Origin of the sequence: Micromonospora sp. NPDC005553, from assembly GCF_042871765.1 — a bacterium.
Taxonomy (GTDB): domain Bacteria; phylum Actinomycetota; class Actinomycetes; order Mycobacteriales; family Micromonosporaceae; genus Micromonospora.
This window is the reverse complement of sequence record NZ_JBIAJD010000002.1, coordinates 112,107-137,373: the sequence shown is the minus strand read 5'-3', so window position 1 is coordinate 137,373 and position 25,267 is coordinate 112,107. Positions and strand designations below refer to the sequence as shown.

Below are 25,267 nucleotides of genomic sequence, written 5' to 3'. Positions count from 1 at the left end.
GCCCGTGCGGGCAGCGCGGCGAGGCGACGGGAGCGGACAGATGAGCAGTCCTCCGATGATCGATGGCGCGTTCGCCCGATGGTTGGCGTCCCGGGCCGGGCAGGCGCTGCTCGATCTGCGCACGGAGATGGGTTTCGCCGACGCCGGTGCGCTGAAGTCGGCCGGGGACAAGGTGTCGCACGACCTGATCCGCACGGAGTTGGCGAAGTGGCGTCCGGATGACGCGGTGCTCTCCGAGGAGGACGAGGGGTCGCGGTTGGCCTGGGCCGCCGAGGTCAACACCGGAGCGGTGTCCCGGCTGAACGCGGACCGGGTGTGGATCATCGACCCGTTGGACGGCACCCGGGAGTTCTCCGAGGAGGGCCGCTCGGACTGGGCGGTGCACGTGGCGCTCTGGGCGCGCAACGCGCCGAGCCCGCACGGTCTCGTCGCCGGTGCGGTGGGGTTGCCGGCGCAGCACCGGGTGCTGGGCACCGACTACCCGCCGGCGTACCCGCCGATGACAGTGGAGGCGGCGACGGCCGGCGAGCGGAAGATCCGTCTGGCCGCGAGCCGGAGCCGTCCGCCGGTCTTCCTGACCGATCTGGCCGAGGACGTCGGGGCGCACCTGGTGCCGATGGGCTCGGCCGGCGCGAAAATCGCCGCAGTGGTCACCGGCGAGGTGGACGCGTACATCCACGCAGGTGGGCAGTACGAGTGGGACTCGGCGGCCCCGATCGCTGTGGCGACGGCCACCGGACTGCACGCTTCCCGGATCGACGGTTCTGCGCTGAAATACAACGAGGCGGATCCGCGGCTGCCCGACCTCCTGGTCTGCCGCAAGGATCTCGCCACCCGGTTGCTTGCAGCGCTGCAGAAACATTCCGGGTAGCCTGAGCGCACTTTCTTGACATGTCCGACCGGAAAGGTCTGGAAATCGGATGAGCGAGCGAATTGAGCCGGTGTCATGACCACCCCCGCGGCGTACCAGGTCTCCCACCTGGACGCCTTGGAAGCGGAGAGCATCTTCGTGATGCGCGAGGTGGTCGCCGAGATGGAACGCCCGGTGATGCTCTTCTCCGGTGGCAAGGACTCGATCGTCATGCTGCGGCTCGCGCAGAAGGCGTTCGCCCCCGCCAACATCCCCTTCCCGGTGATGCACGTCGACACCGGGCACAACTTCCCCGAGGTCCTGGAATACCGCGACCAACGGGTCGCCGAGCTGGGGTTGCAACTCGTGGTGGCGAGCGTGCCGGAGGCCCTGGCCAGCGGCATGGTCCGGGAGTCCGGTGACGGCATGCGCAACCGGATCCAGACACCGGTGCTGCTGGACGCTGTGGAGAAGCACCGCTTCGACGCGCTGTTCGGTGGCGCCCGCCGGGACGAGGAGAAGGCCCGGGCAAAGGAGCGGGTGTTCAGCTTCCGCGACGAGTTCGGTCAGTGGGATCCGAAGAACCAACGGCCGGAGCTGTGGTCGCTGTACAACGGCCGGCACCACCCGGGCGAGTCGATCCGGGTCTTCCCGCTGTCCAACTGGACCGAGCTGGACGTGTGGCACTACATCGCCCGGGAACGCATCCCGCTGCCGTCGATCTACTACGCGCACGAGCGCGAGGTGATCGAACGGGACGGCATGTTCTACGCCGTCAACGAGTTCTTCCGCCCCCGTGCGGGTGAAGAGCGGTTCAAGGCACAGGTGCGCTACCGCACCGTCGGCGACGCCTCCTGCACCGCCGCGGTCCGCTCCGACGCGGACACCGTGGAGAAGGTCATCGAGGAGGTGGCGGCCACCCGGATCACCGAGCGCGGCGCCACCCGTGGTGACGACCGGGTCAGCGAGGCCGCCATGGAGGACCGCAAGCGGGAGGGCTACTTCTGATGAGTACCGAGATTGTGGCCGCCGCGAGCGCGGACGCACGGGCTGTTGCCGGCGCCGGGCCGGAGGCCCGGCCGATGGACCTGCTGCGGTTCGCCACCGCCGGCAGCGTGGACGACGGGAAGTCGACCCTGATCGGGCGGCTGCTCTACGACACCAAGTCGCTCTTCACCGACCAGCTGGCCGCCGTGGAGGCGGTCAGCGCGGCTCGCGGTGACGAATACACCAACCTGGCGTTGCTCACCGACGGCCTGCGTGCCGAGCGGGAGCAGGGCATCACCATCGACGTGGCGTACCGGTACTTCGCCACCCCCCGGCGCAAGTTCATCATCGCCGACACCCCGGGCCACATCCAGTACACCCGCAACATGGTCACCGGCGCTTCGACGGCGGACCTGGCGTTGATCCTGGTGGACGCGCGTAAGGGCCTCGTCGAGCAGTCCCGCCGGCACGCGTTCCTCTGCTCGCTGCTGCGGGTGCCGCACCTGGTCCTCTGTGTCAACAAGATGGACCTCGTCGACTGGTCGCAGGAGGTCTACGAGCGGATCGCCGACGAGTTCACCGCGTTCGCGGCGAAGCTCGACGTACCGGACCTGACAGTGGTGCCGGTCTCCGCGTTGCGCGGCGACAACATCGTCACCCGGTCGGACAACATGCCCTGGTACGAGGGCCCGTCGCTGCTGCACCACCTGGAGCGGGTGCACATCGCCAGCGACCGCAACCTGGTCGACGTCCGGTTCCCGGTGCAGTACGTGATCCGTCCGCAGTCCACCACTGTCACCGACTACCGCGGCTACGCCGGCCAGGTCGCCTCCGGCGTGCTGAAGCCGGGCGACGAGGTGATGGTGCTGCCCTCCGGCTTCACCAGCCGGATCGCCGCCGTGGAGACCGCCGACGGGCCGGTCGCAGAGGCGTTCCCGCCGATGTCGGTGACGGTACGACTGGCCGACGAGATCGACATCTCGCGGGGTGACCTGATCTGCCGGCCGAACAACGCGCCGGCGGTGGCCCAGGACATCGAGGCGATGGTCTGCTGGATGGACGAGACAGCCCCGCTACGGGTCGGCGGCCGGTACGCGATCAAGCACACCACCCGGTCGGCACGGGCGATCGTGCGCGGGCTGCACTACCGGCTGGACATCAACTCCCTGCACCGCGACGAGTCCGCCGACGACCTGCGGCTCAACGAAATCGGTCGGGTGCGACTGCGCACGACGGTGCCGCTGCTGGCCGACGAGTACCGCCGTAACCGCACCACCGGCGGCTTCGTCATCATCGACGAGGCCACCAACCGCACGGTAGGCGCCGCGATGATCGTCGAAGCGAGCTAACCCCAACCCGCGCCGCGCCCCCGCCCCGCGCCCCGCCTGAGGCGGGTGATCAAGAGGTTCGCGTCAGGATCCGGGCTCGAATTGACGCAAACCTCTTGATCACCGCCGGCCCGGGTGGGGTGGGTGGGGGTGGGGTTAGGGCAGGCGGGTGGCGCCGGGGGAGGGGAGGACCGTCACGGTGCCGGGGGCGGTGAAACCTCGTTGCGCGTACGCGTCGGACACGGCAGCGGCTACCGCGTCGGCACTGTCGGCCTCGATCAGCGCGAGCACGCAGCCGCCGAAGCCGCCGCCGGTCATCCGGGCGCCCAGCGCGCCGGCTGCCAACGCTGCCTCGACCGCGGTGTCGATCTCGGGGACGGTGATCTCGAAGTCGTCGCGCATCGAGACGTGGGAGGCGGTCAGCAGCGGGCCGATGTCGCGGACCCGGGCGGCGCGGAGCAACGCGACCGTGTCCAGTACGCGCTGGTCCTCGGTCACCACGTGCCGGACCCGTCGCCGGGTCTCCTCGTCGTCGAGCCGTGCCAGTGCGGCGTCGAGCTGGTCGATGCTCACGTCCCGCAGCGCTGTGACACCGAGCGCGTTGGCCCCGGCCTCGCAGGAGCGACGGCGGGCCGCGTACTCCCCGTCGGCGTGGCGGTGCGGCGCGCGGCTGTCGATGACCAGCACAGCCAGCCCGTCGGCGTCGAGGTCGAACGGGATGTGCTCGACCGACTCGTCCCGACAGTCGAGGAAGAGGGCGTGCCCGGCGCGGCAGCGGATCGATGCGGACTGGTCCATGATGCCAGTCGGCGCGCCCACGTAGACGTTCTCCGCCCGTTGCGCCAGCCGGGGTTGCAGTTCCGGGGCGAGCTCCAGCTCGCCGAGGTCGAGCAGGGCGGCCAGCACTGCCGACTCCAGCGCGGCCGAGGAGGAGAGCCCGGCACCCAGCGGCACGTCGGAGGCGATCGCCAGCCGGGCGCCGGGCACCGGGTGACCGGCCTCGCGTAGCGCCCAGACCACACCCGCGACGTACGCGCCCCAGCCGGAGACGCGACCCGGCTCGGCGACGTCCTCCGCGCCGAAGGTGATCGACTCGCCGGAGAGTTCGGACCAGACCGTCCAGTGCTCGCCGTCCTGCCGGTCGGCAGCGACGACGGTGCGCATCGGCAGGGCGAAGGGCAGCACGAAGCCTTCGTTGTAGTCGGTGTGCTCACCGATCAGGTTGACTCGCCCAGGGGCGGCCCAGCGGCCGGTGGCCTCGGCACCGAACTGTGCGGAGAAGCCGGCCGTCGCCCGCTCGGCGACATCACTGCTCGGGTGGGTCATGACTGGCCCAGGATGTGCGTGCGGTAGAACGCCCAGGCATCCCCGACCATGTCGTGCAGGGTCGGCTTCTGCGGCACCCAGCCCAGCTCGTCGCGGGCCAGTGCGGAGGATGCGACCAACTCGGCCGGGTCGCCCTCGCGGCGCGGCGCGACCTCGACGGGCAGTTGGTGCCCGGTGATCTCACGCACCACGTCGACGACCTGGCGGTTGGTGAAGCCGTTGCCGTTGCCCAGGTTGTAGATCCGGTGCTGACCGCCGGTGGCCGCGTCCAGCGCCAGCAGATGCGCGCGGGCCAGGTCGGCGACGTGGATGTAGTCGCGGACGCAGGTGCCGTCCACTGTGGGGTAGTCGTCACCGAAGAGCTGGAGCTTGTCCCGCCGGCCGGCGGCGACGTCCAGTGCGATCGGGATCAGGTGCGTCTCCGGGTCGTGCCGCTCGCCGAGGGTGATGTCGCCGTCGAGGTGGGCGCCGGCCACGTTGAAGTAGCGCAGCGACACGGCGGCGAGCCCGTGCGCGATCGCCTCGGAGGTGAGTGCCATGTCGACGGCGAGTTTGGTGGCGCCGTACGTGTTGGTGGGTGCCTTGACCGCGTTTTCGGTGATGGGCAGCTCGGTGGGGTTGCCGTAGACGGCGGCGGTGGAGGAGAAGACCATCCGGGGCACCCCGGCGGCCCGGACCGCGTCGATCAGGGCGAGCGTGCCGATGGTGTTGTTCTGCCAGTACAGCTCCGGCTTGACCATCGACTCGCCGGCGGCGATCAGGGCGGCGAAGTGCAGCACCCCGTCGAAGCCGGCGTCCGCGGTGATGACCTGTGCAGCGTCGTGGATGGACGCCTCCACGTGGGTGGCGTCCGGGGCGAGGGCCTCGCGGTGGCCGGTACGCAGGTCGTCCAGGATGACCACCTGGTGACCCGCGTCGAGCAGCATCCGGGTCACCACGCTCCCGATGAAGCCGGCGCCCCCGGTGACGAGCAGTTTCACGTCGTTGCCTCCTGCCTGGCCCGCCCGGGACGTGGCCCTTCGGTGATCACACTAGGGCGGTGGCCGGCGCTCTCGCCGTCGGCACCGCCAACCCCATTCCATCATAATCTCCCATGATTAAACAGAGCCGAACATCTCTCCGCCGCTCCGCGTGATCCCCCGTGCGGTGGGCCCCCGGTGTCTACCATCTCTGTCATGCGGGAAGCGGCCCGTACCGGGCTCCGGCGAAACGCGCGGGCACACCCCCGCCGTGACCCTGGCCCGCTCGCCCGGGGCGTCGCCCGGGTGCTGGTTCGCGCCGCGGATGGCGCCACCCGACTCGTCACCGACCTGCTCGGGACCGGTCCGACGGCCGGTCGGGAACACATCTCCGAGGCCGATCTGCGGGACCTTGTCGCGGCGAACACGGTGCTCGACCCGGACGAGCGACGGATCATCGACGAGGTCCTGGTGGCCGGTGCCAGTCTGATCCGCGAGGTGATGATGCCGCGCACCGAGGTGGTCTTCCTCCCGGCACGGATGACAATCGTCGAAGCCGCCCGACTGGTCCGCGCCGAAACCCACACCCGTTACCCGGTCACCGACGGCACGCACGACGACGTGGTCGGCTTCGTGCACCTCCGTGACGTACTGCTGCGCCCGGACGCCGACCCGTGCGCCACCGTCGGCGAGTTGGCCCGGGAGGTGAAGCGGCTCCCGGACAGCAAACGGGTGCTCGCCGCGCTGACCGAGATGCGCCGGGAGGGCCAGCACCTCGCTGTGGTGGTCGACGAGTACGGCGGCACGGCCGGGATCGTCACGCTGGAGGACCTCGTCGAGGAGTTCTTCGGCGAGATCCACGACGAGTACGACGCCACCCCGGACCCGGAGCGTGTCGGACTGCCCGCCGTGGTGGACGGCCGCCTCAACCTCGCTGACTTCGCCGAGCGGACCGGGGTGGCCCTCCCCGCCGGACCGTACGAGACGGTGGGCGGGTTCGTCATGGCCGCGCTGGGCCGGCTCCCGGTGACCGGTGACGAGGTGCCGGTGCCGGGTGAGCCCGCCGAGGTCGGCGCACCCGATCCGGCCGAGCTGCCGGCCGGCTGGCTGTTGCGGGTGCTCACGTTGGACGGCCGCCGGGTGGCCCAACTCGCCGTCTCCGCCGCCCGCACCGCCGACCAGCGCCGAGAGCAGAGCGCCGGCAAGCGCCGCGAGTACGACGCAGCGTCGGCCTCGGCGGGCGGCCCCGAACCGGCTCGGGAGGCGGTGACGGGGCAGCACCGCCGGGTATCGGTCGGGCCGACGCGCCGGGTCGGCGCTGGCGAACCACGCGAGGTCAGCACCCCGGCACCGGCGGGCCGGAGCCGACCCGCCGGCCCGTCATGACGGACCGGGTTGCTTGCTGACAGAATTATCGCCATGTCCGACGTTCCCGCCCGGCCCCGCGTCTTCTCCGGCATCCAGCCGACAGCCGACTCGTTCCATCTCGGCAACTATCTCGGCGCGGTGCGGCACTGGGTGGCGCTACAGGACACCCACGACGCGTTCTACTGCGTGGTGGACCTGCACGCCATCACCGCCGGGCACGATCCGGCGCTGCTGCGCCAGCGGACCCGGGTGGCCGCGGCCCAGCTCTTCGCGGTCGGGCTCGACCCGGAACGCAGCACGCTGTTCGTCCAGTCGCAGGTGCCCGAGCACCCGCAGCTGGCCTGGGTGCTCGGTTGCATCACCGGCTTCGGCGAGGCCAGCCGGATGACCCAGTTCAAGGACAAGTCGCAGAAGCAGGGCAACGAGCGGGCCAGCGTCGGGCTGTTCACCTATCCGGTCCTCCAGGCCGCCGACATCCTGCTCTACCAGGCCAACGCTGTCCCGGTCGGCGAGGACCAGCGCCAGCACCTGGAGCTCTCCCGGGATCTGGCCCAGCGCTTCAACTCGCTGTTCGGCGCGACGTTCACGGTGCCCGCGCCGCACATCGTCAAGGACACTGCCAAGATCACCGATCTGCAGGACCCGACCGCGAAGATGTCGAAGTCCTCGTCCTCGCCAGCCGGCATCATCGACCTGCTCGACGATCCGGCTCGGTCCGCGAAGAAGATCCGTTCGGCGGTGACCGACACCGGTCGGGAAATCGTCTTCGACACCGAGACCAAGCCGGGCGTGTCCAACCTGTTGACCATCTACTCGGCGCTCAGCGGCCGCAGCATCGACGAGCTGGTGGCCGCCTACGCGGGCCGTGGCTACGGCGATCTGAAGAAGGAGCTGGCCGAGGTGGTGACGGACTTCGTCCGGCCGATCCAGGAGCGCACCCGCGCCTACCTCGACGACCCGGCGCAGTTGGACAAGCTGCTCGCGGCCGGCGCGGAGAAGGCCCGCGCGGTGGCCGCGACGACCCTGCGGTCCGCGTACGAGCGGGTCGGGTTCTTCCCGCCCGTGCGCGGCGAGTAGCTCCGCGGTACAGGTGGACGGCTCGGTGCTCGGAGGGGCGGCGCGAAGCGTGGATCGCAGTGGCGGGGTGCCGCCGACCGGCGACACCATCCAGATCGGCATCGCCGTGGACATCCCCGAGCCGTGGGGTGCCCTGCTCACCCGGCGGCGGGTCGAGGCCGGTGATCCGCTGGCGGTGCCCGCGCACGTGACGTTGCTCGGGCCCACCGAGATCCGGACGGCCAACCTGCCGGCGGTCGAGCGGCACCTGGCCGCCGTCGCCGCCGCACACCTGCCGTTCACCCTGCACCTGCGGGGCACCGGCACGTTCCGTCCGGTCACCCAGGTGGTGTTCGTCGCGGTGGCCGCCGGGATCAGCGAGTGCGAGCTGCTGGCCGCGGCCATCGCCGCTGCGCCGGGCCTGCACCGCGAACTCCGCTTCCCGTACCATCCGCACGTCACAGTGGCTCAGGACGTGGCACCGGAGGCCCTGGACCGGGTGTACGAGGATCTGGCCGACTTCTCCGCGATGTTCGAGGTCGACGGGTTCACCCTCTTCTCGCACAGCGGGCAGGCCAGGTGGCAGCCGCGTCGGGACTTCTGCCTCGGCACCTGAAACGCCGGCATTCGAGCCGTCAGCACCTGAAGCAGCGACGCGCCGGCCGGCGAGCATCGGGAGCCGGTTGCCACTACAGCGGTGGGAGATCGGCGAGGATGACCGCGTGAACGTGATCGGCCGGATCGAGACGGGCATCGACCGCTGGGTGAGCGCCGCGCGCCACCGGTCGGGGCTCTTCGATCACGTGTGGCGGGCCGGGGTGCTGTACGGCGAGGTGCTGGCCGGCCGGTTGGCCGCCGCGATCGCCTACTACGGCTTCTTCGCCGTGTTCGCCCTCGCCCTGGTCGCGTTCTCCGTCTTCGGCGCGATCCTGGAGGACAACGATGAGGTCAGCGCGGCGGCGGCCGACTTCCTCAAGGAGAATCTGCCGTTCCTGGACGCCGGGCAGATCGCCAACTCCAGCGGCACCGTCGGTGTGGTCGGCCTGGTCATCCTGGTCTTCACCGGGATCGGTTGGGTCGAGGCCATCCGGTCCTCGCAGCGGCTGATGTACCAGCTCAACCAGCAGCCGGGCAATCTGGTGGTGCGGCGGCTCGTCGACCTGGGCGTGATGATCGGCGTCTTCGTGCTGCTCGGCGTCTCGGTCGCGGCGGTGGACGCGTTGGAGTCGCTGCTGCGTTTCCTGCTGCGCAGCACCGGCTCGGTGGGTCTGACCACCATCAGCGCGGTGCTCAGCGTGCTGGTCAACACAGTGCTCGCCACCGCGTTGCTGCTCGCCGTACCCCGGCTGCGGATGAGCCGGTCCCGGCTGCGCCCGGTGGTGTTGCTCGTCGCTGTCGGCATCACGCTGCTGAACACCGTCGGCCGGTACTACGTGGTGCGGACCGAGCGGAACCCGGCGTACACCGTGGTGGCCGGCGCCGTCGGTCTGCTGCTGTACCTCTACCTGCTCAACCAGTTGGTGCTGTTCGGCGCGGCGCTCCTGGCGACCAGCACCACCGGCCGAGTGGTGGACCTGGCGGAGACCCCCGCCCCGCCGAAGGATGTCGACGAGGGCGTCGACCCCGGTACGCCGGGCGGTGCGGGCTGATGACGGAAGGCGTGCAGGTGCTGATCTCGGTCGACGCGGACTCGTCGGTGCCCCCGTACGAGCAGGTGCGTGTGCAGCTCGCCGAGCTGATCGGCGACGGCAGGTTGCCGGTGGGCAGCCGCCTGCCCACCGTCCGGCAGCTCGCGGCCGACCTGCGGTTGGCCGCGAACACGGTGGCCCGCGCCTACCGGGAGCTGGAGGCGGCCGGGCTGCTGGAGACCCGGGGGCGCAACGGCACCTTCGTCGCCCCCGGTCGGGACGACGCCGTCGACCGGTTGCAGCGGGCGGCGGCCGGCTACGCGGCGGAGGCGGCCCGGCTCGGCGTGCCACCGGCCACCGCGCTCGCCCTGGTCCGCGCCGCCCTGGACGCGGTCCGCCCCGGCTGACCGGCTGCCGATCGACCGTCGGACGGGCGATAACTGAGCAGAACTGCGCCGCCGCTCGCGTTCGCGGACCATGATGAGCCGGTGGGCGCACTCATGACACTGGACCTGCCGCCGGACTCGCCGCTCCTCGGCCTGCCGTGGATCATCACCTTCGGTCCGCTCGGTGATATCGACGAGTGGGAGCCGGTGGTCTGCGGGCCGTACGAGCGACCGCACGCGTTGGCCCTGGCCGAGGCGGTGGTGGCCGAGGAGCAGTTGATGGCAGTGGTGGAGCCGCTGCTGCCAGCGCTGTCCGCCGACGAGATCCGCAGCGAGATCGCCGCCGCGCAGGTCGCCGCCGAGGACGAGGCCCGGCAGGTGGAGGGGGCCGACCTGTACGGCGACTTCGAGGACGTGATCGACGAGGAGTTGGACGCGGCAGCCGACGAGGCCGGCCACGGTGAGCCCGTCGAAGCGCCGGACGAGGCCGAGGTACGTGCCGGCTTCACCCGGATCGCCGCGTTGCTCACCGCGAAGTGACGACGACCTGGGTTGGCGTGCACGGACACCGGCGCCACGCGGAGCGGACTCCGCGCGGCGCCGGTGGCACCTCACCCCCCACCACAAGGGGTCGGTAGCCCAGTCGCCCGTCGGCGCGGGGCACGACGAACGACCAGGTCGAGAACGAGTTACCCGTTCAGCGCCGTTCCAACCAGACCGCCGCGTCAATTGGCAGCAGCCGGCCGGAGCCCTGTTCGGTGAGCTCGTCGCTGGCGACGAGCGGCTGACCGTACCCGTCGATCAGGACCGGCGCGCCGCTCATGTTGACGACGCAGGTCAGCACTGTCGCTGCGGCGGAGCGGGAGAAGGCCAGCACGCCAGGCTCGCTCTCCTGCCAGGTGACCCCGTCGGCGTCGAGGGCGAGCGCGGGATGAACGTGGCGGATCCGCAGCGCGGTCCGGTACAGCTCCAGGGTCGAGCCGGGCACGCCGGTCTGCGCCGTGACGGACAGCGCCCGCCAGAGCGCCGGGGCGGGTAGCCAGCTCAGCTCACTGCCGGCCGGCCCGAAGCCGTACGGAGCCAGCTCGCCGTCCCACGGGATGGGCACCCGGCAGCCGTCGCGGCTCTCGCCGGTGCGCAGGAACGCCGGATCCTGGCGGAGCTCGTCGGGGAGGTCGAGGACCTCCGGCAGGCCCAGTTCCTCGCCCTGGTAGAGGTAGGCGCAGCCGGGCAGGGCGAGCATCAGCAGGCTGGCGGCCCGGGCTCGACGCAGCCCTTCGACGCCGTCGCCGTACCGGGTGACGTGCCGCTGCTTGTCGTGGTTGGACAGCACCCAGGTGGTGGGCGCTCCGACGACTGTCGCCTCGGCCAAGGCGGTGTCGATCACCTTGCGGAACGAGTCGGCCGACCAGGTGGCGTCGAGGAAGTCGAAGCTGAACGCCTGGTGCAACTCGTCCGGGCCGATGTAGCGGGCCAGGCGCTGTGGCGTCTCGGCCCACGCCTCGGCGACCGCCATCCGACCGCCGGGGTAGCTGTCCAGGATGGGCCGCCAGGCCCGGTAGATCTCGTGCACCTCGTCCTGGTCGAAGTACGGCAGCCGGCCCTTGCCGAGCAGTTCGACCTGACGCTGGCCGGTGGTCATCGTGCTGAAGCCGACGTCCGGCAGCCCTTCCGCCTTGATCATGCCGTGCGCCACGTCGACGCGGAATCCGTCGACGCCCCGATCCAGCCAGAACCGCAGCACGTCCTCGAACTCGGAGCGAACCTCCGGGTGACGCCAGTTCAGGTCCGGCTGCGAGCTGTCGAACAGGTGCAGATACCACTGGCCGTCAGCGGTCCGGGTCCAGGCGGGGCCGCCGAAGATGCTCTCCCAGTCGTTCGGGGGCAACTCGCCGTGCGTGCCCTGACCGTCGGCGAAGAGGTAGCGGGCCCGCTCCGGTGAGCCGGGGCCGGCGGCGAGCGCCGCGGTGAACCAGTGGTGCGCGCTGGAGGTGTGGTTGGGCACCAGGTCGACGATGATCCGAAGGCCGTGGGCGTGCGCGTCAGTGATCATCGCGTCGAAGTCGGCGAGTGTGCCGAACATCGGGTCGACGTCCCGGTAGTCGGCCACGTCGTACCCGCCGTCGATCATCGGCGAGGTGTAGAAGGGGGTCAGCCAGAGCGCGTCCACCCCGAGGTCACGCAGGTACGGCAGGCGCTGCCGGATGCCCTGGAGGTCGCCGGTGCCGTCGCCGTCGCTGTCGGCGAAGCTGCGGACGTACACCTGGTAGACGACCGCAGAGCGCCACCAGTCGTCGTTGGTGGTCTGCGGTGGGGTGGCGGTGCTGATCATTCGAGCAATATGCCGGCCCGCCGTTGCAAGAGTCAAGCAGATCTTGCGTAAGACAAGCGTGCGGAACTCGGCGCGACAGCCGTGGAGCCGCGCACCACCAGCTCCGGGCGGAACAGGTACTCCGAGTGCGGGGCGCCGTGCCCGTTGATCTCGTCCACCAGGGCGCGGACGGCGGCCACCGCCATCGCGGTGACCGGTTGCCGCATGGTGGTCAGCGGCGGGTCGGTGAAGGCCATCAGCGGGGAGTCGTCGTAGCCGACCACGGAGAGGCCGCCGGGCACGTCGAGGCCGCGTTGACGGGCGGCCCGGATCGCGCCGAGCGCCATCAGGTCGGAGCCGCAGACCACGCCGGTGACGCCACGGTCCAACAGGCGGCCGGCCGCCGCCTCACCACCCTCCACTCCGAACAGTGACAGCTCAGCGAGGGGGCCCAGGTCGGCTTCGGCGACGCCGGCCAGCCGGGTCATCGCGGAACGCCAGGCAGCCACCTTGCGCTGCACCGGGACGAACCGGTCCGGGCCGGTGATCAGGCCGATCCGTCGGTGCCCGAGCGCGACCAGGTGGGCAACTGCCAGTTCGGCCGCCTCCCGGTCGTCGCAGGAGACGAAGGGCGCGCCGATGCCGGGCACGTACCCGTTGATCATCACGACCGGCAACGGCCGGGCGAGCAGCGCCCGGTAGCGGTCGTGGTTGGCGGCCGTGTCGGCGTGCAGGCCGGAGACGAAGACGATCCCGGAGACCTGCCTGTCCAGCAGCATCTCCACGTACTCGTCCTCGGTCACGCCGCCGGCGGTCTGGGTGCAGAGCACCGGCGTGAATCCACTCTGCGCCAGAGTGGACTCGATGACCTGGGCGAAGGCGGGGAAGATCGGGTTGTCCAGCTCCGGCACCACCAGGCCGACGAGACCGGCGCTGCGCTTACGCAGCCGGGCTGGCCGCTCGTACCCGAGCACGTCGAGGGCGGTGAGGACGGCCTGCCGGGTCTCCGGGGCCACGCCGGGGCGGTCGTTGAGCACCCGCGACACCGTGGCCTCGCTGACTTCGGCCTGCTGGGCGATGTCGGACAGTCGAGCGCGCATGGCGGCACTTTAGCCCACCGGCAAGTTCTTGCGGGGTCCTCTGCAAGCCCTTCCATTACTTGCAACGTCTTGCTAACGTCCCCGCAACACGCGAGAGCAGCGGCGCAGCATCCATGCGCCGATCGGCAAGAACTTCCAGACTTTCCACTGGCGAGCCGCCCGTCCCCGGCGAGCCGCCATGACGACAGGAGTACCGATGCGCATCCGTACCGCGGGTGTGGTCGCCCTCTTCGCCCTGGCGCTCGCCGCCTCAGGCTGCGGTGGCGACAGCGACGAGCCGGCCGCGAAGGAAACCCCCAAGGCCGCCGGCGGCAAACTGGTGATCTGGGCGGACGACAAGCGGACCGCCGCCCTCAAGCCGTTCGCCGAGAAGTTCGGCCAGGAGAACGGCGTCAGCGTCGAGGTCCAGGCCGTCCCGAACGAGGACCTTCAGAACAACTTCGTGACAGTGTCGAGCCAGGGCGGCGGCCCGGACGTGGTGATCGGCGCGCACGACTGGATCGGCAACCTGGTCCAGAACGGTGCCATCGACCCGGTGCAGCTGTCCGACCAGCAGAAGGCCGCCTTCAACGAGACCGCCGTCAAGGCCGTCACGTTCAACGGCCAGCTCTACGGCGTGCCCTATGCCCAGGAGAACCTGGCGCTGATCCGCAACACCGAACTGGCCCCCGAGGCACCGAAGACGATCGAGGACCTGGTCGCCACCGGCAAGCAGCTCAAGGCGCAGAAGAAGGTCACCGAGACGCTCTGCCTCCAGGTCGGCCAGAAGGGCGACGCGTACCACATCTATCCGCTGTACACCTCGGCCGGCGGTTACCTCTTCGGCACCACCGCAAACGGCGACTACGACCCGAAGGACCTGGGCGTGGGCAAGCCGGAGTCGATCGCCGCGTTCAAGAAGATCGCCGCGCTCGGCGAGAAGGGCGAGGGCGTGCTGAAGCGCTCGATCGCCGACACCAACTCGACCGCCACCTTCACCGGCAAGAAGTGCGCCTTCCTGGTCTCCGGGCCGTGGGCCACCGCCGACGTGAAGAAGGCCGGCATCAAGTACGACGTCTCCGCCGTTCCCGGCTTCGCCGGCGGCAAGGCGGCCGCGCCGTTCGTAGGCGTCCAGTCCTTCTACGTGGCGGCCAAGGGCAAGAACAAGGCTCTCGCCCAGGAGTTCGTCGCCAACTACGTCACCACGCCGGAGCTGGCCGTGGCGCTCTACCAGGCCGACCCGCGCCCGCCGGCGCTGACCGCCGCGCTTGAGCAGGTCAAGAGCAGCGACCCGGACCTGGCCAAGTTCATCGAGGCCGGCAAGAACGGGCAGGTGCTCCCGGCCATCCCGGCCATGGCCGCGATCTGGGACCCGTTCGGCAAGGCCGAGGCCGCCGTCATCGGCGGCGCCGACCCGACCAGCACGGTTACCGCGGCCGGCAAGACGATCGCCGGTTCGATCAAGTAATGAGCACACCGCTGTCCGGCCCGGGGCCTGCCCAGCAGGCCCCGGGCCGGGGGTCCGTCCGCACCGGGTCCCCGCGCACCACCCGTACCGCGCGGAACCACGCGCCGATCACCGCGACCGGCCTCGCCGCGAAGGTGATCCTGCTCGGCCTGGTGGCCGGGATCGCGATCTGGGCGGCCTTCCCGCTCGTGGCGGCCGAGAAGTGGGTCGGGCTGGCGGTGCTGGTGCTGACCACCGCCGCACTGTTCTATCTGTACCTGGGCCGCCGGCACGTCCCGGCGAAGTACCTCATCCCCGGCACGCTCTTCCTGATCGCCTTCCAGATCGTGCCGGTGCTTTACACCGCGAGCACGGCCTTCACCAACTTCGGCGACGGCCACCGAGGCAGCAAGGACGACGCGATCGTCGCGATCCAGAGCTCCTCGGTCAAGCAGGTCCCGGGGTCCACCCAGTACCCGTTGTCGGTCGCCACCAAGGGCGACCCGGCCACCGGTGCCCTGGTCTTCCTGATCACCAAGCCAGGAACCGACACGGTCTCCGTCGGCGACCCCGAGGGCCTTCGCCCGCTCGATCCCGGCGCGGCGACCGTCGGCCCCGGCGGGAAGGTCACCGCGGCCGACGGCTACACCGTGCTGAACTTCAGCCAGGCCAGCGCCCGCAGCAAGGACATCACGGACCTGGTGGTGCCGACGGCCGGAGGCGCGCTGCGCTCGTCCGGCCTGTCCCGGGCGTACGAGGGCAAGGCCGTCCGGGCGTACGACTCGGGCTGCGACTGCGTCAAGGACAGCGACAGCGGCAGGACCTGGACCGCGGACGGCGAGGTCGGCGCGTTCGTCGCCGCCGACGGCGAGCGGCTGGCCCAGGGTTGGAAGGTGAACGTCGGGCTGTCCAACTTCACCCGGGTGCTCACCGACGAGCGGATCTCCGGGCCGTTCCTCCGCACGCTGATCTGGAACTTCGCCTTCGCCATCGGCTCCACCGGCGGCACGTTCATCCTCGGCATGGCGATCGCCCTGGCGCTGCACTCACCCCGAATGCGGGGCACCAACCTCTACCGGATGTTGCTGATCCTGCCGTACGCCATGCCGTCCTTCGCGATGCTCCTGGTCTGGCGGGACATGTTCAACACCGACTTCGGGCTGATCAACAATCTGTTCGGGCTCAGCGTCGACTGGTTCGGGCAGGGCTGGTCGGCCCGCGCCGCGGTGATCCTGGTGCAGCTCTGGCTCGGCTACCCGTACATGTTCCTGGTGGCGACCGGCGCTCTACAGGCCATCCCACGGGAGTTGACAGAGGCCACCTCGGTCGACGGGGCGTCGCGCTGGCAGTCGTTCCGGGCCGTCACCCTGCCGCTGCTGCTGGTCGCGCTCTCGCCGCTGCTGATCTCGTCGTTCGCGTTCAACTTCAACAACTTCAACGCGATCTACCTGACCACCGAGGGCGCGCCATTCCCGGCGGACAACCCCAGCAACGGCGCCACCGACCTGCTGATCACCTACACCTACCGGCTGGCGTTCGGTGGGCAGGCCGCACAGTTCGGCTTCGCCGCGGCCATCTCGCTGTTCATCTTCGCCATCGTCGCGGTGGTGTCGGCGGTCAGCTTCCGGCGGACCCGCCAACAGGAGGAGGTGTATTCATGACCATGCTCACCGGCGCCGCCGTCACGGGCGGCGCGAACGGCTCGGCGACGGTCGACCGCAACGCGGGCAGGCGTAAGAAGCGATGGTTCGCCGAGGTCGGCTGGCGGCACCTGGTCGGCCTGCTCGGCGTGCTGTTCAGTCTCTTTCCGCTCGTGTTCGTCGTCTCGGCGGCGCTCAATCCGCTCGGCACCCTGTCGTCCACCGAGTTGGTGCCGACCGGCGGGGTGTCGTTGGAGAACTTCGGGAACCTGTTCGCGCGCACCGAGTTCGCTGACTGGTTCCTGAACTCGCTGCTCATCGCCGGTGGGGCCGCGTTCGCCTCGGTCTTTCTCTCCGCGCTCGCCGCGTACGCCTTCTCCCGGATGCGGTTTCAGGGGCGACGGGTGGGGTTGCTGTCACTGCTGTTGATCCAGATGTTCCCGCAGTTCCTCGCGATCGTTGCGATCTTCCTGATCTTCGGCACGATCACCGACCTGTGGCCGGCCATCGGCTTCAACACCCCGTGGGGTCTGTTGCTGCTCTACCTGGGTGGCGCGCTGGGCGTGAACACCTGGCTGATGAAGGGCTTCTTCGACACCCTGCCCCGCGAGCTGGACGAGTCGGCCACCGTGGACGGCGCCTCACACGCCCAGGTCTTCTTCCGGATCATGCTGCCGTTGGTGGCGCCGATCCTCGCGGTGACCGGGCTGCTCGCCTTCATCAACACCATCAACGAGTTCCTGATGGCGAGCGTCTTCCTCACCGACACGGATGCCAAGACCCTCGCGGTCGGCATGCGGGGCATGTTGCAGGGCGGCGAGCGGAACACCAACTTCGGGATCTTCGCGGCCGGCACCCTGCTGACCGCGATCCCGACGGTGCTGGTCTTCCAGTTCCTCCAGCGCTACATCGTCTCCGGCCTCACCTCCGGTGCGGTGAAGGGATAGGTCGTCGGCCGTGGCCGGGCGGCCTGGACGCGCCGACCGGTCACCCCACTACTACAAAGTGTCGTTGATAGGGGAGGATGGGAGGCGTGGAAGCACTCCGACTCATCCTTCTCTACGTCCATCTGATCGGGTTCGCCCTGCTGCTCGGTGGCTCGATCGCCCAGTACGCCAGCGGTCGGCTGCGAATCAACCAGGCCATGCTGTGGGGCGCGGTGATCCAGTTGCTGACCGGGCTGGGCCTCTCCGCACCGCTGCGCGGCGGCGGCGACGACGAGCCGAACCCGGCGAAACTTGTGACGAAGTTGGTGATCGCGCTGCTGATCTTCGTCATGGTCTTCTTCTCCCGGAAGCGGGACGTGGTCAACCGCGGTCATTTCCTCGCGATCGTCGGTCTGACCCTGGTCAACGCGGCGGTCGCGGTCTTTTGGCGGTAACGTCCGAGGAGGGAAACGCCTCCAGAAAACGGACGTTGCGGACGCCGCGGCGCACGGTTACCAGCACGAAGAGTGATGTGCCCCACGCAAGGGTTACACCCGGGTAACAGGCGCTCAACAGTCGTGCACGATTGTCGGCCGGTGGGTGGACGCGGGCGTACGCTCCCGTCCGTAACGTGGGACAGCCGGCGGCACACCCGCAGGTCGGCTGATGGGCTGCCACCGCACAAGGCGCGGTGTGCAATGGGAAGGAGACGTCTTGCGCTCGGTGCGTGGGATGCGGATCGCCTCGATCTTCGCGGTGGGTGGGCTCGCGCTCACCGCCGCCGCTTGTGGCGAGGCGCCCAAGGATGACAACAACGCCGGCAGTGGCGCCAAGAAGTTCAGCGCCTGCATGGTGACCGACGTCGGCGGCATCGACGACAAGTCGTTCAACGCTTCGGCCTGGAAGGGCCTGCAGGAGGCCAAGGCCGCCAACGACAACATCGACATCAAGTACGTCGCGTCGAAGGCCGAGGCCGACTACGAGCCGAACCTGACGCAGTTCGTCAACCAGAAGTGCGACTTCATCCTGGCGGTCGGTGGCCTGATGGGCGACGCCACCTCGAAGATCGCGAAGGCGAACCCGAACCAGCAGTTCGGCATCGTCGACGCGAACCCGGGTGACGCCAACGTCTACCCGATGCAGTTCGACACCGCCCAGGCCGCGTTCCAGGCTGGCTACCTGGCCGCCGGGATGAGCAAGAGCGGCAAGGTCGGCACCTACGGTGCCGTGCCGATCCCGCCGGTGACCATCTTCATGGACGGTTTCGTCGACGGTGTGAAGTACTTCAACACCACGAAGGGCAAGAACGTCCAGGCCCTGGGCTGGAACAAGGAGACCCAGAAGGGCTCCTTCTCCAACGCCTTCGACAAGCAGGACGAGGGCAAGAAGGTCTCCGACGCGCTGGTCGCCCAGGGCGCGGACATCATCATGCCGGTTGCCGGCGGCTCCGGCCTCGGCACCACCGCCGCGGCCAAGGCGTCGGGTGGCAAGTACAGCACCATCTGGGTGGACGTCGACGGCTGCGAGAGCACCCCGGACTGCTCCGCGATCGTGACCACCGTGGTCAAGAACATCCCGGAGGCCGTCAAGGAGGCCGTGGTGAAGGCCGCCGGTGGCGAGAAGCTGGAGTCCAAGCCGGGCTTCGTCGGCACCCTGGCCAACACCGGTGTCTCGATCGCCCCGTACCACGACTTCGACAGCAAGGTTCCGGCCGAGCTGAAGGCCGAGGTCGACAAGATCAAGGCGGACATCGCCGCCGGCACCATCACCGTCACCTCGAAGGCCCAGCCGACCAAGTGACGACCGGCCGGCCCCTCCGGTGAGATCATCGGTAGGGCCGGCGCAGACAGGTACGACCGATCGGCCGCTCCGGCTCTGCGGGACACCCCCGCGGGGTCGGAGCGGCCGATCGCGCACCACGGCGGCCGGCCCGGTCCGGCCGGTACGACGGCAGCTAGGCTGCACCATCGCTCGCACTCCAGGAGGTTGCGCTGAGACTCGAACTGCGCGGCATCACCAAGCGGTTCGGTGATCTGGTCGCCAACGATCACATCGACCTGACGGTGGAGCCTGGAGAGATTCACGCCCTCCTCGGCGAGAACGGCGCGGGCAAGTCGACCCTGATGAACGTGCTCTACGGGCTCTACCAGCCCGACGAGGGCGAGATCCTGGTCGACGGCAAGCCGCTGAAGCTGAAGGGCCCGTCCGACGCGATCGGGGCCGGGATCGGCATGGTGCACCAGCACTTCATGCTGGTGCCGGTCTTCACCGTCACCGAAAACATCATGCTCGGCGCCGAGCAGATCAGGGGCGGCATCGCCGGCTTCCTGGACCGGCGGCGGGCCCGGCGCGAGGTCACCGAGGTGTCCGAGCGCTACAACCTGCGGGTCGACCCGGACGCGGTGATCGAGGACCTGCCGGTCGGCATCCAGCAACGCGTCGAGATCGTCAAGGCACTCACCCGCGACGTCGACCTGCTCATCCTGGACGAGCCGACAGCTGTGCTCACCCCTCAGGAGACCGAGGAGTTGCTGACGGTCATGCGGTCGCTCAAGGCGGCCGGCAAGTCGATCGTCTTCATCACCCACAAGCTCGGCGAGGTCAAGGCCATCGCCGACCGGATCACAGTGATCCGACGCGGCAAGACCGTCGGCACCGCCTCGCCGGAGGCCAGCCGGGACGAGCTGGCCGCGTTGATGGTCGGGCGCAACGTCCGGCTCACCGTGGACAAGACCCCCGCCACTCCGGGCGAGCCGGTGCTGGAGGTGGCCGGGCTGGTCGTCGACGACGACCGGCAGATCCGCGCTGTCGACGGCGTCGACCTGACCGTGCGCGCGGGCGAGGTGCTCGGCGTGGCGGGCGTACAGGGCAACGGTCAGACCGAGCTGATTGAGGCGATCATGGGTCTGCGCCCGGCGCTGGCCGGCACGATCAGCCTGGCCGGCGACCGGATCAACGGCTGGAAGCCCAAGAAGGTGCTCCGGGCGGGCGTCGGTTACGTGCCCGAGGACCGCAGCGTGGACGGCCTGATCAAGGAGTTCAGTGTCGCGGAGAACCTGGTGCTGGACATCTACGACCGGCCGCCGTTCGGTGCCGGGCTCGCGCTGAAGCCGGACGCGATCGCCGCCTCCGCGAAGGAGCGGATCGAGCAGTTCGACGTTCGTACCTCATCGGCCGACGCGGCGGTGGGCACCCTTTCCGGCGGCAATCAGCAGAAGGTGATCGTGGCCCGGGAGCTGTCCCGGCCACTGAAGCTCCTCATCGCCGCCCAGCCGACCCGTGGCGTCGACGTCGGGTCGATCGAGTTCATCCACAGCCAGGTCATCCGCGAGCGAGACATCGGCACCGCCGTTCTGGTGGTCTCCAGCGAACTCGACGAGGTGATCGGGTTGGCCGACCGGATCGCGGTGATGTACCGCGGCCGGATCATCGGCATCGTCGGCCCGGACACCCCGCGTGAGGAGATCGGTCTGCTGATGGCCGGCATCAGCCAGGACGAGGCCCACGACGCCGCCGCCGAGAAGCCCGACGCGGCAATCGCCGCCGACGAGCCCGGCGCGGCACCCGCCACCGACAAGCCCGGCGCGGCAGACGGGAGCCCGGCGCGCGACGCGGGCTCCGCGAGCGAGGACGAGGCATGAGCGAGCGCCAGCGAGCGAACAGTCGACACTGGGGTTTGGTGCCTCATGGCGTTACGCAGCGAAGCGGAGTGACGGCATGAGCGACCCCAATCCGCAGTCCGGCTCGCCGGACAAGGAGCCGGCGAGCGAGGCGCAGGCCGCGCAGAACGCGCTCGGCAACACCGAACGCGCCGAGGTGGCCACCGAGCCGGACCGCTCGGTGAAGCCAGGCCCGGAGCCGAAGCCGAGCCTGGGCCGGTTGTTCCTGGACAACCTCTGGGCAGCGAACACCTTCACGGTGACGCTGTTGTCGTTGGTGCTGGCGATCGTGGTCGGCGCGGTGCTGATGATCATCTCTGATCCCGACGTGCTCGCCACCTACTCGTACATCACCTCCCGCCCGTCCGACGCGATCAACTCCAGCTGGACGCTCGTCAGCGAGGCGTACGCGAACCTGTTCAAGGGCTCGATCTTCGACCCCGAGGCGTTCTCCGGCTGGTTGGACGGCGCCAACGGCTGGCAGGCGGTGCTCGCGCCGATCTCGGAGACGCTGACCTACGCGGCGCCGCTGGTCTTCACCGGCCTGTCGGTGGCGCTGGCCTTCCGGGGCGGCCTGTTCAACATCGGCGCCCAGGGCCAGGCCACCATCGGTGTGATCATGGCGGCGCTGGCCGGCTTCCTGCTGCCGCTGCCGCCCGGCCTGCACCTGCTGGTGGCGGTGCTGGCCGGCGCGCTGGGTGGAGCGATCTGGGGCTTCATCCCCGGCATCCTCAAGGCCCGTGCCGGCGCGCACGAGGTGATCAACACGATCATGCTGAACTACGTCGCCACGTACTTCCTCACCTGGTTGATCGTGCAGAACGGCGTGCAGGACCCGAACCGCACCGACGCGATCAGCAAGGCGGTGGACACCTCCGCCCAGCTGCCCCGACTGCTCGGCGACAACCTGCGCGTGCACGCCGGCATCCTGCTCGCCGTGCTCGCCACCTGGGCGGTCGCCTGGCTGCTCAACCGCTCGACGCTCGGTTTCGAGCTGCGCGCGGTCGGCGCCAACCCGGACGCCGCCCGGACCGCGGGCATCAGCGTCACCCGGACGTACATCCTGATCATGGTCTTCGCCGGAATCCTGGCCGGCCTCGGCGGCTCGAACATGGTGCTCGGCTCGACCGCCAGCGCGTTGACCCCGCTGGTGGTCGCGCAGATCGGGTTCGACGGCATCCTGGTGGCACTGCTCGGGCGGGTGAAGCCCTGGGGGGTGCTGCTGGCCGCGCTGCTGTTCGGCGCGCTTCAGGCCGGTGGTAACCGGATGCAGTCGTACTCCGGGATCTCGCTGGAGCTGGTGACAGTGCTCCAGGCGCTGATCGTCATCTTCATCGCCGCACCGGCCCTGGTGAAGGCGATCTTCCAGCTCCGGGCCGCGCGCGCCGCCCGGTTGCAGACGAGCCTGGCGAAGGGCTGGTAACTCATGTCCACCATGGCTGTCCCCGACATCGCGGTCGCCCCGGTCGACGAGGGCTTCTGGACCCGCAGCCGGAAGGTCGGTCTCACGCTGCTGGCGCTCGGCCTGCTGGCCGCGGTGCTCTTCGGCGCGCTCGCCACCGACCAACAGGCCCGGTTCACCCTCAGCGACGACGCGGCCGGTGCCGCACTGGAGATCAACGGCACGATCGGGGCGATCCTGTTCGGGATCATCACGATCGCCGCCGGCGCGGCGCTGCTCGCCGGCGTGCCGAAGCGGTGGTTCCTTCCCGTGCTCGGCGTCGGGCTGGTCGCCTTCGTGCTGTCGTTCCTCTGCTGGCAGGTCAGCGCCGCGCCGGCCGGGCAGAACTTCATGCCGCTGGTCAACATCATCCGCGGTACGTTCATCCTGGCTCTGCCGCTGATCTTCGGCGCGCTCGCCGGGGTGCTCTGTGAGCGGTCCGGCGTGGTCAACGTGGCCATCGAGGGCCAACTGCTGATGGGCGCGTTCAGCGGGGCCCTGTTCGGCAGCATCTCCGGCAGCGTGTGGGTGGGCCTGGTCGCCGCAGCCATCGGCGGCGCGTTCATCTCGCTGCTGCTGGCCGTCTTCGCCATCCGCTACCTGGTCGACCAGGTTGTCATGGGCATCGTGCTGAACCTGCTGGCCGTCGGCGTCACCGGCTTCCTCTACGAGCGGCTGATGCAGACCGACGCCGCGAAGTACAACAGCGCGCCCCGCTTCAGCAACTGGGAGATCCCGCTGCTGAAGGACATCCCGGTGCTCGGTCCGGCGTTGTTCCGCGGCAACATCTTCCTCTACCTCGGGCTGCTCCTGGTGCTGGTGATCCACATCGGGCTGTTCCGCACCCGGTGGGGGCTGCGGACCCGCTCGGTCGGCGAGCACCCGATCGCCGCCGACACGCTCGGCGTCAAGGTGCTGCGGGTGCGCTACCGCAACGTGCTGCTGGCCGGTGTGGTCGCCGGCATCGGCGGCGCGTCCTACACCCTGGCGCTCTACTCGTTCACCAAGAACATGATCGGTGGTAAGGGCTTCATCGCCCTGGCTGCGCTGATCTTCGGTCGCTGGAACCCGACCGGCGCGCTGCTCGCCGCGCTGTTCTTCGGATTCGCCGACCAGCTCGCCACGTACCTGGGCGCGATCAGCAGCTCGATCCCCAGCCAGTTCCTGGCCATGCTGCCCTACCTGGCGACGATCCTGGCGGTCGCCGGGCTGGTCGGTCGGGTCCGGGCACCGGCCGCCGACGGCAAGCCGTACATCAAGGGCTGACACCCGAGCTGTGCCCGGCGGGACTCCCGTCGGGCACAGCGAGGTCCGCGCCAGTCATCTCACGGGTGCCGTCTCGACACGGAACGCGGGGTACCGTGCCGCGATTGCCGCGAACTCGGACAGGGGCGCGTGCCGGTCGACGGGGAGATGCGGCCGGGCTCCGGGGACCGTCGCCAGATACCGCTTGAGAATCGGTGCACGCTCATCGATCGGCACCTCGACCAGCCGGCAGACCCGGGTACGCCTGTGCCGAATGGTCACCAGGCCGTCGGCCGCACGTACGTTTCGGACCCAGTTGCAGTTCTCGCCCAGCATCGACACCAGATACCAGTCGCCCTGCCAGTCGGCCATACCCAGCGGGAAACGGGTGATCCGACCGGTTCGGCGTCCCACGACCTCCAGCGTCACCCACCGCCTCGGGTGCAGGCCGGCGCCGTACACGGCCGCCCACAGCCGGGCGAACCTGCGGGCCGCCGCATTACCGCGGCCCCCCGCGTACATCCGACGAAGAGCGTCCTCGGACAACGGCCAGCTCCCCAACTTCGCCATCACATGTCCCCTCGGTCGCACGTCTTCATCCTCGACTCCAGGGTTGGCTGACCCGAGCGGAAGATGCAGGGCCGAACGTCCCTTTCACCCCGAGCCGTCATCCTCGACATCGCCTCCCACTGTGGTGACGACTGACCGCTGCCTGCGCGGCGGTGGTGCGACCGATGAGTCGGGCTCACGCCCGGCACGGCTGCGCCCGCCGTGGACCTGCCCCTGCCCGCTTCTGACCTGGGCAGCTTGGGCAGAATGGCGGCATGACCGACATTGACTGGGCACGGTTGCGCGCTGCCGCCATCGAGGCGATGCGGCACGCGTACGCGCCGTACTCGACGTTCCCGGTTGGCGCGGCCGCACTTGTCGACGACGGCCGGGTGGTGGTCGGCTGCAACGTGGAAAATGCCGCGTACGGGGTGACGCTGTGCGCCGAGTGCGGGGTCGTGTCCAGCCTGCACGCCACCGGTGGCGGCCGGCTCGTCGCGCTCTCCTGCGTCGACGCGACAGGCGAGCCGTTGATGCCGTGCGGCCGGTGTCGGCAACTGCTCTGGGAGCACGGCGGGCCGGAGTGCCTGATCGAGAGCAAGACCCGGCCGCTGCGGATGGCCGAGCTGCTGCCGCACGCCTTCGGCGTGGAGGACCTGGAGGCCGTCACCGGGGAGACGCCGGTGCCGGTGGTCCCGGAGCGGCTCGCCGCCTGGCGCGGGCGCGGCACCGTCTTCGTGCACCCGGACATGTCCGCCGGTCAGCAGGTCTGGACGGCGTACTGGGAGCGGTCGGCAGGCGACGACGCCGGCGCCGAGACCGGGGTGCTGGAGGAGGCGCCGAGCTGGGACGACCCGGCCGAGGCGATCACCTGGGGCCTGGCCCGGACGCCCCGGGTGGTCGTGGTGGACGCCACCGGCACCATCTTCTGGGCCGGTGAGGGTGAGCCGCCTTTGGAGATCCCGACTCGGTGGTCTGGTGGCTGAGCTGGGGCGGGGGCCAGGCCGTGCGGCGGTTCCACCAAAGGACTAGGAAGATCATTTTATGTGTAGTTTTTCTGCAGTTTGCGGTATTAGGGTGAA

The 25,267-nt window shown here is 69.8% G+C and carries 23 protein-coding genes; 18 read left to right on the top strand and 5 right to left on the bottom strand.

The features are described 5' to 3' along the window. Window positions 1-40 precede the first annotated feature (40 nt). The 3 genes from ACFYPG_RS07870 (at window position 41) to ACFYPG_RS07860 (ending at window position 3,186) form a co-directional block, all read left to right on the top strand. On the top strand, window positions 41-871 hold the full coding sequence (locus ACFYPG_RS07870; protein ID WP_355010204.1) for a 3'(2'),5'-bisphosphate nucleotidase CysQ: 831 nt from the start codon (window positions 41-43) through the stop codon (window positions 869-871). A 75-nt stretch (window positions 872-946) separates the two neighbouring features. Further along, window positions 947-1,858, top strand: a complete 912-nt coding sequence (cysD, locus tag ACFYPG_RS07865) for a sulfate adenylyltransferase subunit CysD (protein WP_124862940.1) — start codon at window positions 947-949, stop codon at window positions 1,856-1,858. 74 nt (window positions 1,859-1,932) lie between these two features. Continuing rightward, the gene (locus tag ACFYPG_RS07860; RefSeq protein ID WP_387351823.1) at window positions 1,933-3,186 is read left to right on the top strand and encodes a sulfate adenylyltransferase subunit 1; all 1,254 of its coding nucleotides are present in this window, start codon (window positions 1,933-1,935) and stop codon (window positions 3,184-3,186) included. Between the two features lie 135 nt (window positions 3,187-3,321). On the opposite strand, the gene galK is transcribed toward ACFYPG_RS07860, so the two are convergent. Both galK and galE read right to left on the bottom strand, forming a co-directional pair. Further along, the gene (gene galK, locus ACFYPG_RS07855; RefSeq protein ID WP_387351027.1) at window positions 3,322-4,491 is read right to left on the bottom strand and encodes a galactokinase; all 1,170 of its coding nucleotides are present in this window, start codon (window positions 4,489-4,491) and stop codon (window positions 3,322-3,324) included. Further along, on the bottom strand, window positions 4,488-5,471 hold the full coding sequence (galE, locus tag ACFYPG_RS07850) for a UDP-glucose 4-epimerase GalE (protein ID WP_387351025.1): 984 nt from the start codon (window positions 5,469-5,471) through the stop codon (window positions 4,488-4,490). Before galE ends, galK begins: the two co-directional genes overlap by 4 nt. A gap of 195 nt (window positions 5,472-5,666) precedes the next feature. Here galE and ACFYPG_RS07845 point away from each other — a divergent pair, with 195 nt between their 5' ends. The 6 genes from ACFYPG_RS07845 (at window position 5,667) to ACFYPG_RS07820 (ending at window position 10,428) form a co-directional block, all read left to right on the top strand. Beyond that, window positions 5,667-6,836, top strand: a complete 1,170-nt coding sequence (locus tag ACFYPG_RS07845; protein WP_387351023.1) for a hemolysin family protein — start codon at window positions 5,667-5,669, stop codon at window positions 6,834-6,836. Between the two features lie 33 nt (window positions 6,837-6,869). Next, entirely contained in the window at window positions 6,870-7,895 is a 1,026-nt protein-coding gene (gene trpS / locus ACFYPG_RS07840; protein WP_387351022.1) for a tryptophan--tRNA ligase, read from the top strand. 13 nt (window positions 7,896-7,908) lie between these two features. After that, window positions 7,909-8,490, top strand: coding sequence for a 2'-5' RNA ligase family protein (locus ACFYPG_RS07835; RefSeq protein WP_387351020.1), 582 nt, complete (start codon window positions 7,909-7,911; stop codon window positions 8,488-8,490). A gap of 106 nt (window positions 8,491-8,596) precedes the next feature. Then, the gene (locus ACFYPG_RS07830; protein ID WP_355010198.1) at window positions 8,597-9,523 is read left to right on the top strand and encodes a YhjD/YihY/BrkB family envelope integrity protein; all 927 of its coding nucleotides are present in this window, start codon (window positions 8,597-8,599) and stop codon (window positions 9,521-9,523) included. Then, the gene (locus ACFYPG_RS07825; protein WP_355010197.1) at window positions 9,523-9,909 is read left to right on the top strand and encodes a GntR family transcriptional regulator; all 387 of its coding nucleotides are present in this window, start codon (window positions 9,523-9,525) and stop codon (window positions 9,907-9,909) included. The genes ACFYPG_RS07830 and ACFYPG_RS07825 overlap by 1 nt, the downstream gene beginning before the upstream one ends. 81 nt (window positions 9,910-9,990) lie before the next feature. Further along, a complete protein-coding gene (locus tag ACFYPG_RS07820) occupies window positions 9,991-10,428 on the top strand; it encodes a hypothetical protein (protein WP_355010196.1) in 438 nt (145 codons plus the stop codon). Between the two features lie 157 nt (window positions 10,429-10,585). Here the strand turns inward: ACFYPG_RS07820 and ACFYPG_RS07815 are convergent, their stop codons facing one another. Further along, window positions 10,586-12,220: a glycoside hydrolase family 13 protein gene (locus ACFYPG_RS07815; RefSeq protein ID WP_387351017.1), complete on the bottom strand. Its 1,635-nt coding sequence runs from the start codon at window positions 12,218-12,220 to the stop codon at window positions 10,586-10,588. 32 nt (window positions 12,221-12,252) lie between these two features. Next, complete coding sequence (locus ACFYPG_RS07810) at window positions 12,253-13,299, bottom strand: LacI family DNA-binding transcriptional regulator (RefSeq protein ID WP_355010194.1); 1,047 nt, start codon at window positions 13,297-13,299, stop codon at window positions 12,253-12,255. A 196-nt stretch (window positions 13,300-13,495) separates the two neighbouring features. Between ACFYPG_RS07810 and ACFYPG_RS07805 the strand changes: the two genes are divergently transcribed. From ACFYPG_RS07805 to ACFYPG_RS07770, 8 genes are all read left to right on the top strand, one after another. Further along, window positions 13,496-14,746 (top strand): extracellular solute-binding protein, encoded by a 1,251-nt coding sequence (locus ACFYPG_RS07805; RefSeq protein WP_387351015.1) that lies wholly within the window; start codon window positions 13,496-13,498, stop codon window positions 14,744-14,746. Then, a complete protein-coding gene (locus tag ACFYPG_RS07800) occupies window positions 14,746-16,386 on the top strand; it encodes an ABC transporter permease subunit (protein ID WP_387351013.1) in 1,641 nt (546 codons plus the stop codon). Before ACFYPG_RS07805 ends, ACFYPG_RS07800 begins: the two co-directional genes overlap by 1 nt. Next, window positions 16,383-17,312: a sugar ABC transporter permease gene (locus ACFYPG_RS07795; protein ID WP_355010191.1), complete on the top strand. Its 930-nt coding sequence runs from the start codon at window positions 16,383-16,385 to the stop codon at window positions 17,310-17,312. The genes ACFYPG_RS07800 and ACFYPG_RS07795 overlap by 4 nt, the downstream gene beginning before the upstream one ends. Window positions 17,313-17,398: 86 nt before the next feature. Next, window positions 17,399-17,746: a hypothetical protein gene (locus tag ACFYPG_RS07790; RefSeq protein WP_355010190.1), complete on the top strand. Its 348-nt coding sequence runs from the start codon at window positions 17,399-17,401 to the stop codon at window positions 17,744-17,746. A 277-nt stretch (window positions 17,747-18,023) separates the two neighbouring features. Beyond that, on the top strand, window positions 18,024-19,091 hold the full coding sequence (locus ACFYPG_RS07785) for a BMP family protein (RefSeq protein WP_387351822.1): 1,068 nt from the start codon (window positions 18,024-18,026) through the stop codon (window positions 19,089-19,091). A gap of 191 nt (window positions 19,092-19,282) precedes the next feature. Beyond that, window positions 19,283-20,932, top strand: a complete 1,650-nt coding sequence (locus tag ACFYPG_RS07780) for an ABC transporter ATP-binding protein (protein WP_387351820.1) — start codon at window positions 19,283-19,285, stop codon at window positions 20,930-20,932. A gap of 76 nt (window positions 20,933-21,008) precedes the next feature. Further along, on the top strand, window positions 21,009-22,373 hold the full coding sequence (locus ACFYPG_RS07775; protein WP_355010188.1) for an ABC transporter permease: 1,365 nt from the start codon (window positions 21,009-21,011) through the stop codon (window positions 22,371-22,373). Window positions 22,374-22,376: 3 nt separating this feature from the next. Then, a complete protein-coding gene (locus ACFYPG_RS07770) occupies window positions 22,377-23,657 on the top strand; it encodes an ABC transporter permease (RefSeq protein WP_357199973.1) in 1,281 nt (426 codons plus the stop codon). 54 nt (window positions 23,658-23,711) lie between these two features. On the opposite strand, the gene ACFYPG_RS07765 is transcribed toward ACFYPG_RS07770, so the two are convergent. Next, complete coding sequence (locus ACFYPG_RS07765; protein WP_387351818.1) at window positions 23,712-24,158, bottom strand: nitroreductase/quinone reductase family protein; 447 nt, start codon at window positions 24,156-24,158, stop codon at window positions 23,712-23,714. A gap of 302 nt (window positions 24,159-24,460) precedes the next feature. Here ACFYPG_RS07765 and ACFYPG_RS07760 point away from each other — a divergent pair, with 302 nt between their 5' ends. Beyond that, entirely contained in the window at window positions 24,461-25,171 is a 711-nt protein-coding gene (locus ACFYPG_RS07760; RefSeq protein WP_355010186.1) for a cytidine deaminase, read from the top strand. The last annotated feature ends 96 nt before the right edge of the window (window positions 25,172-25,267 follow it).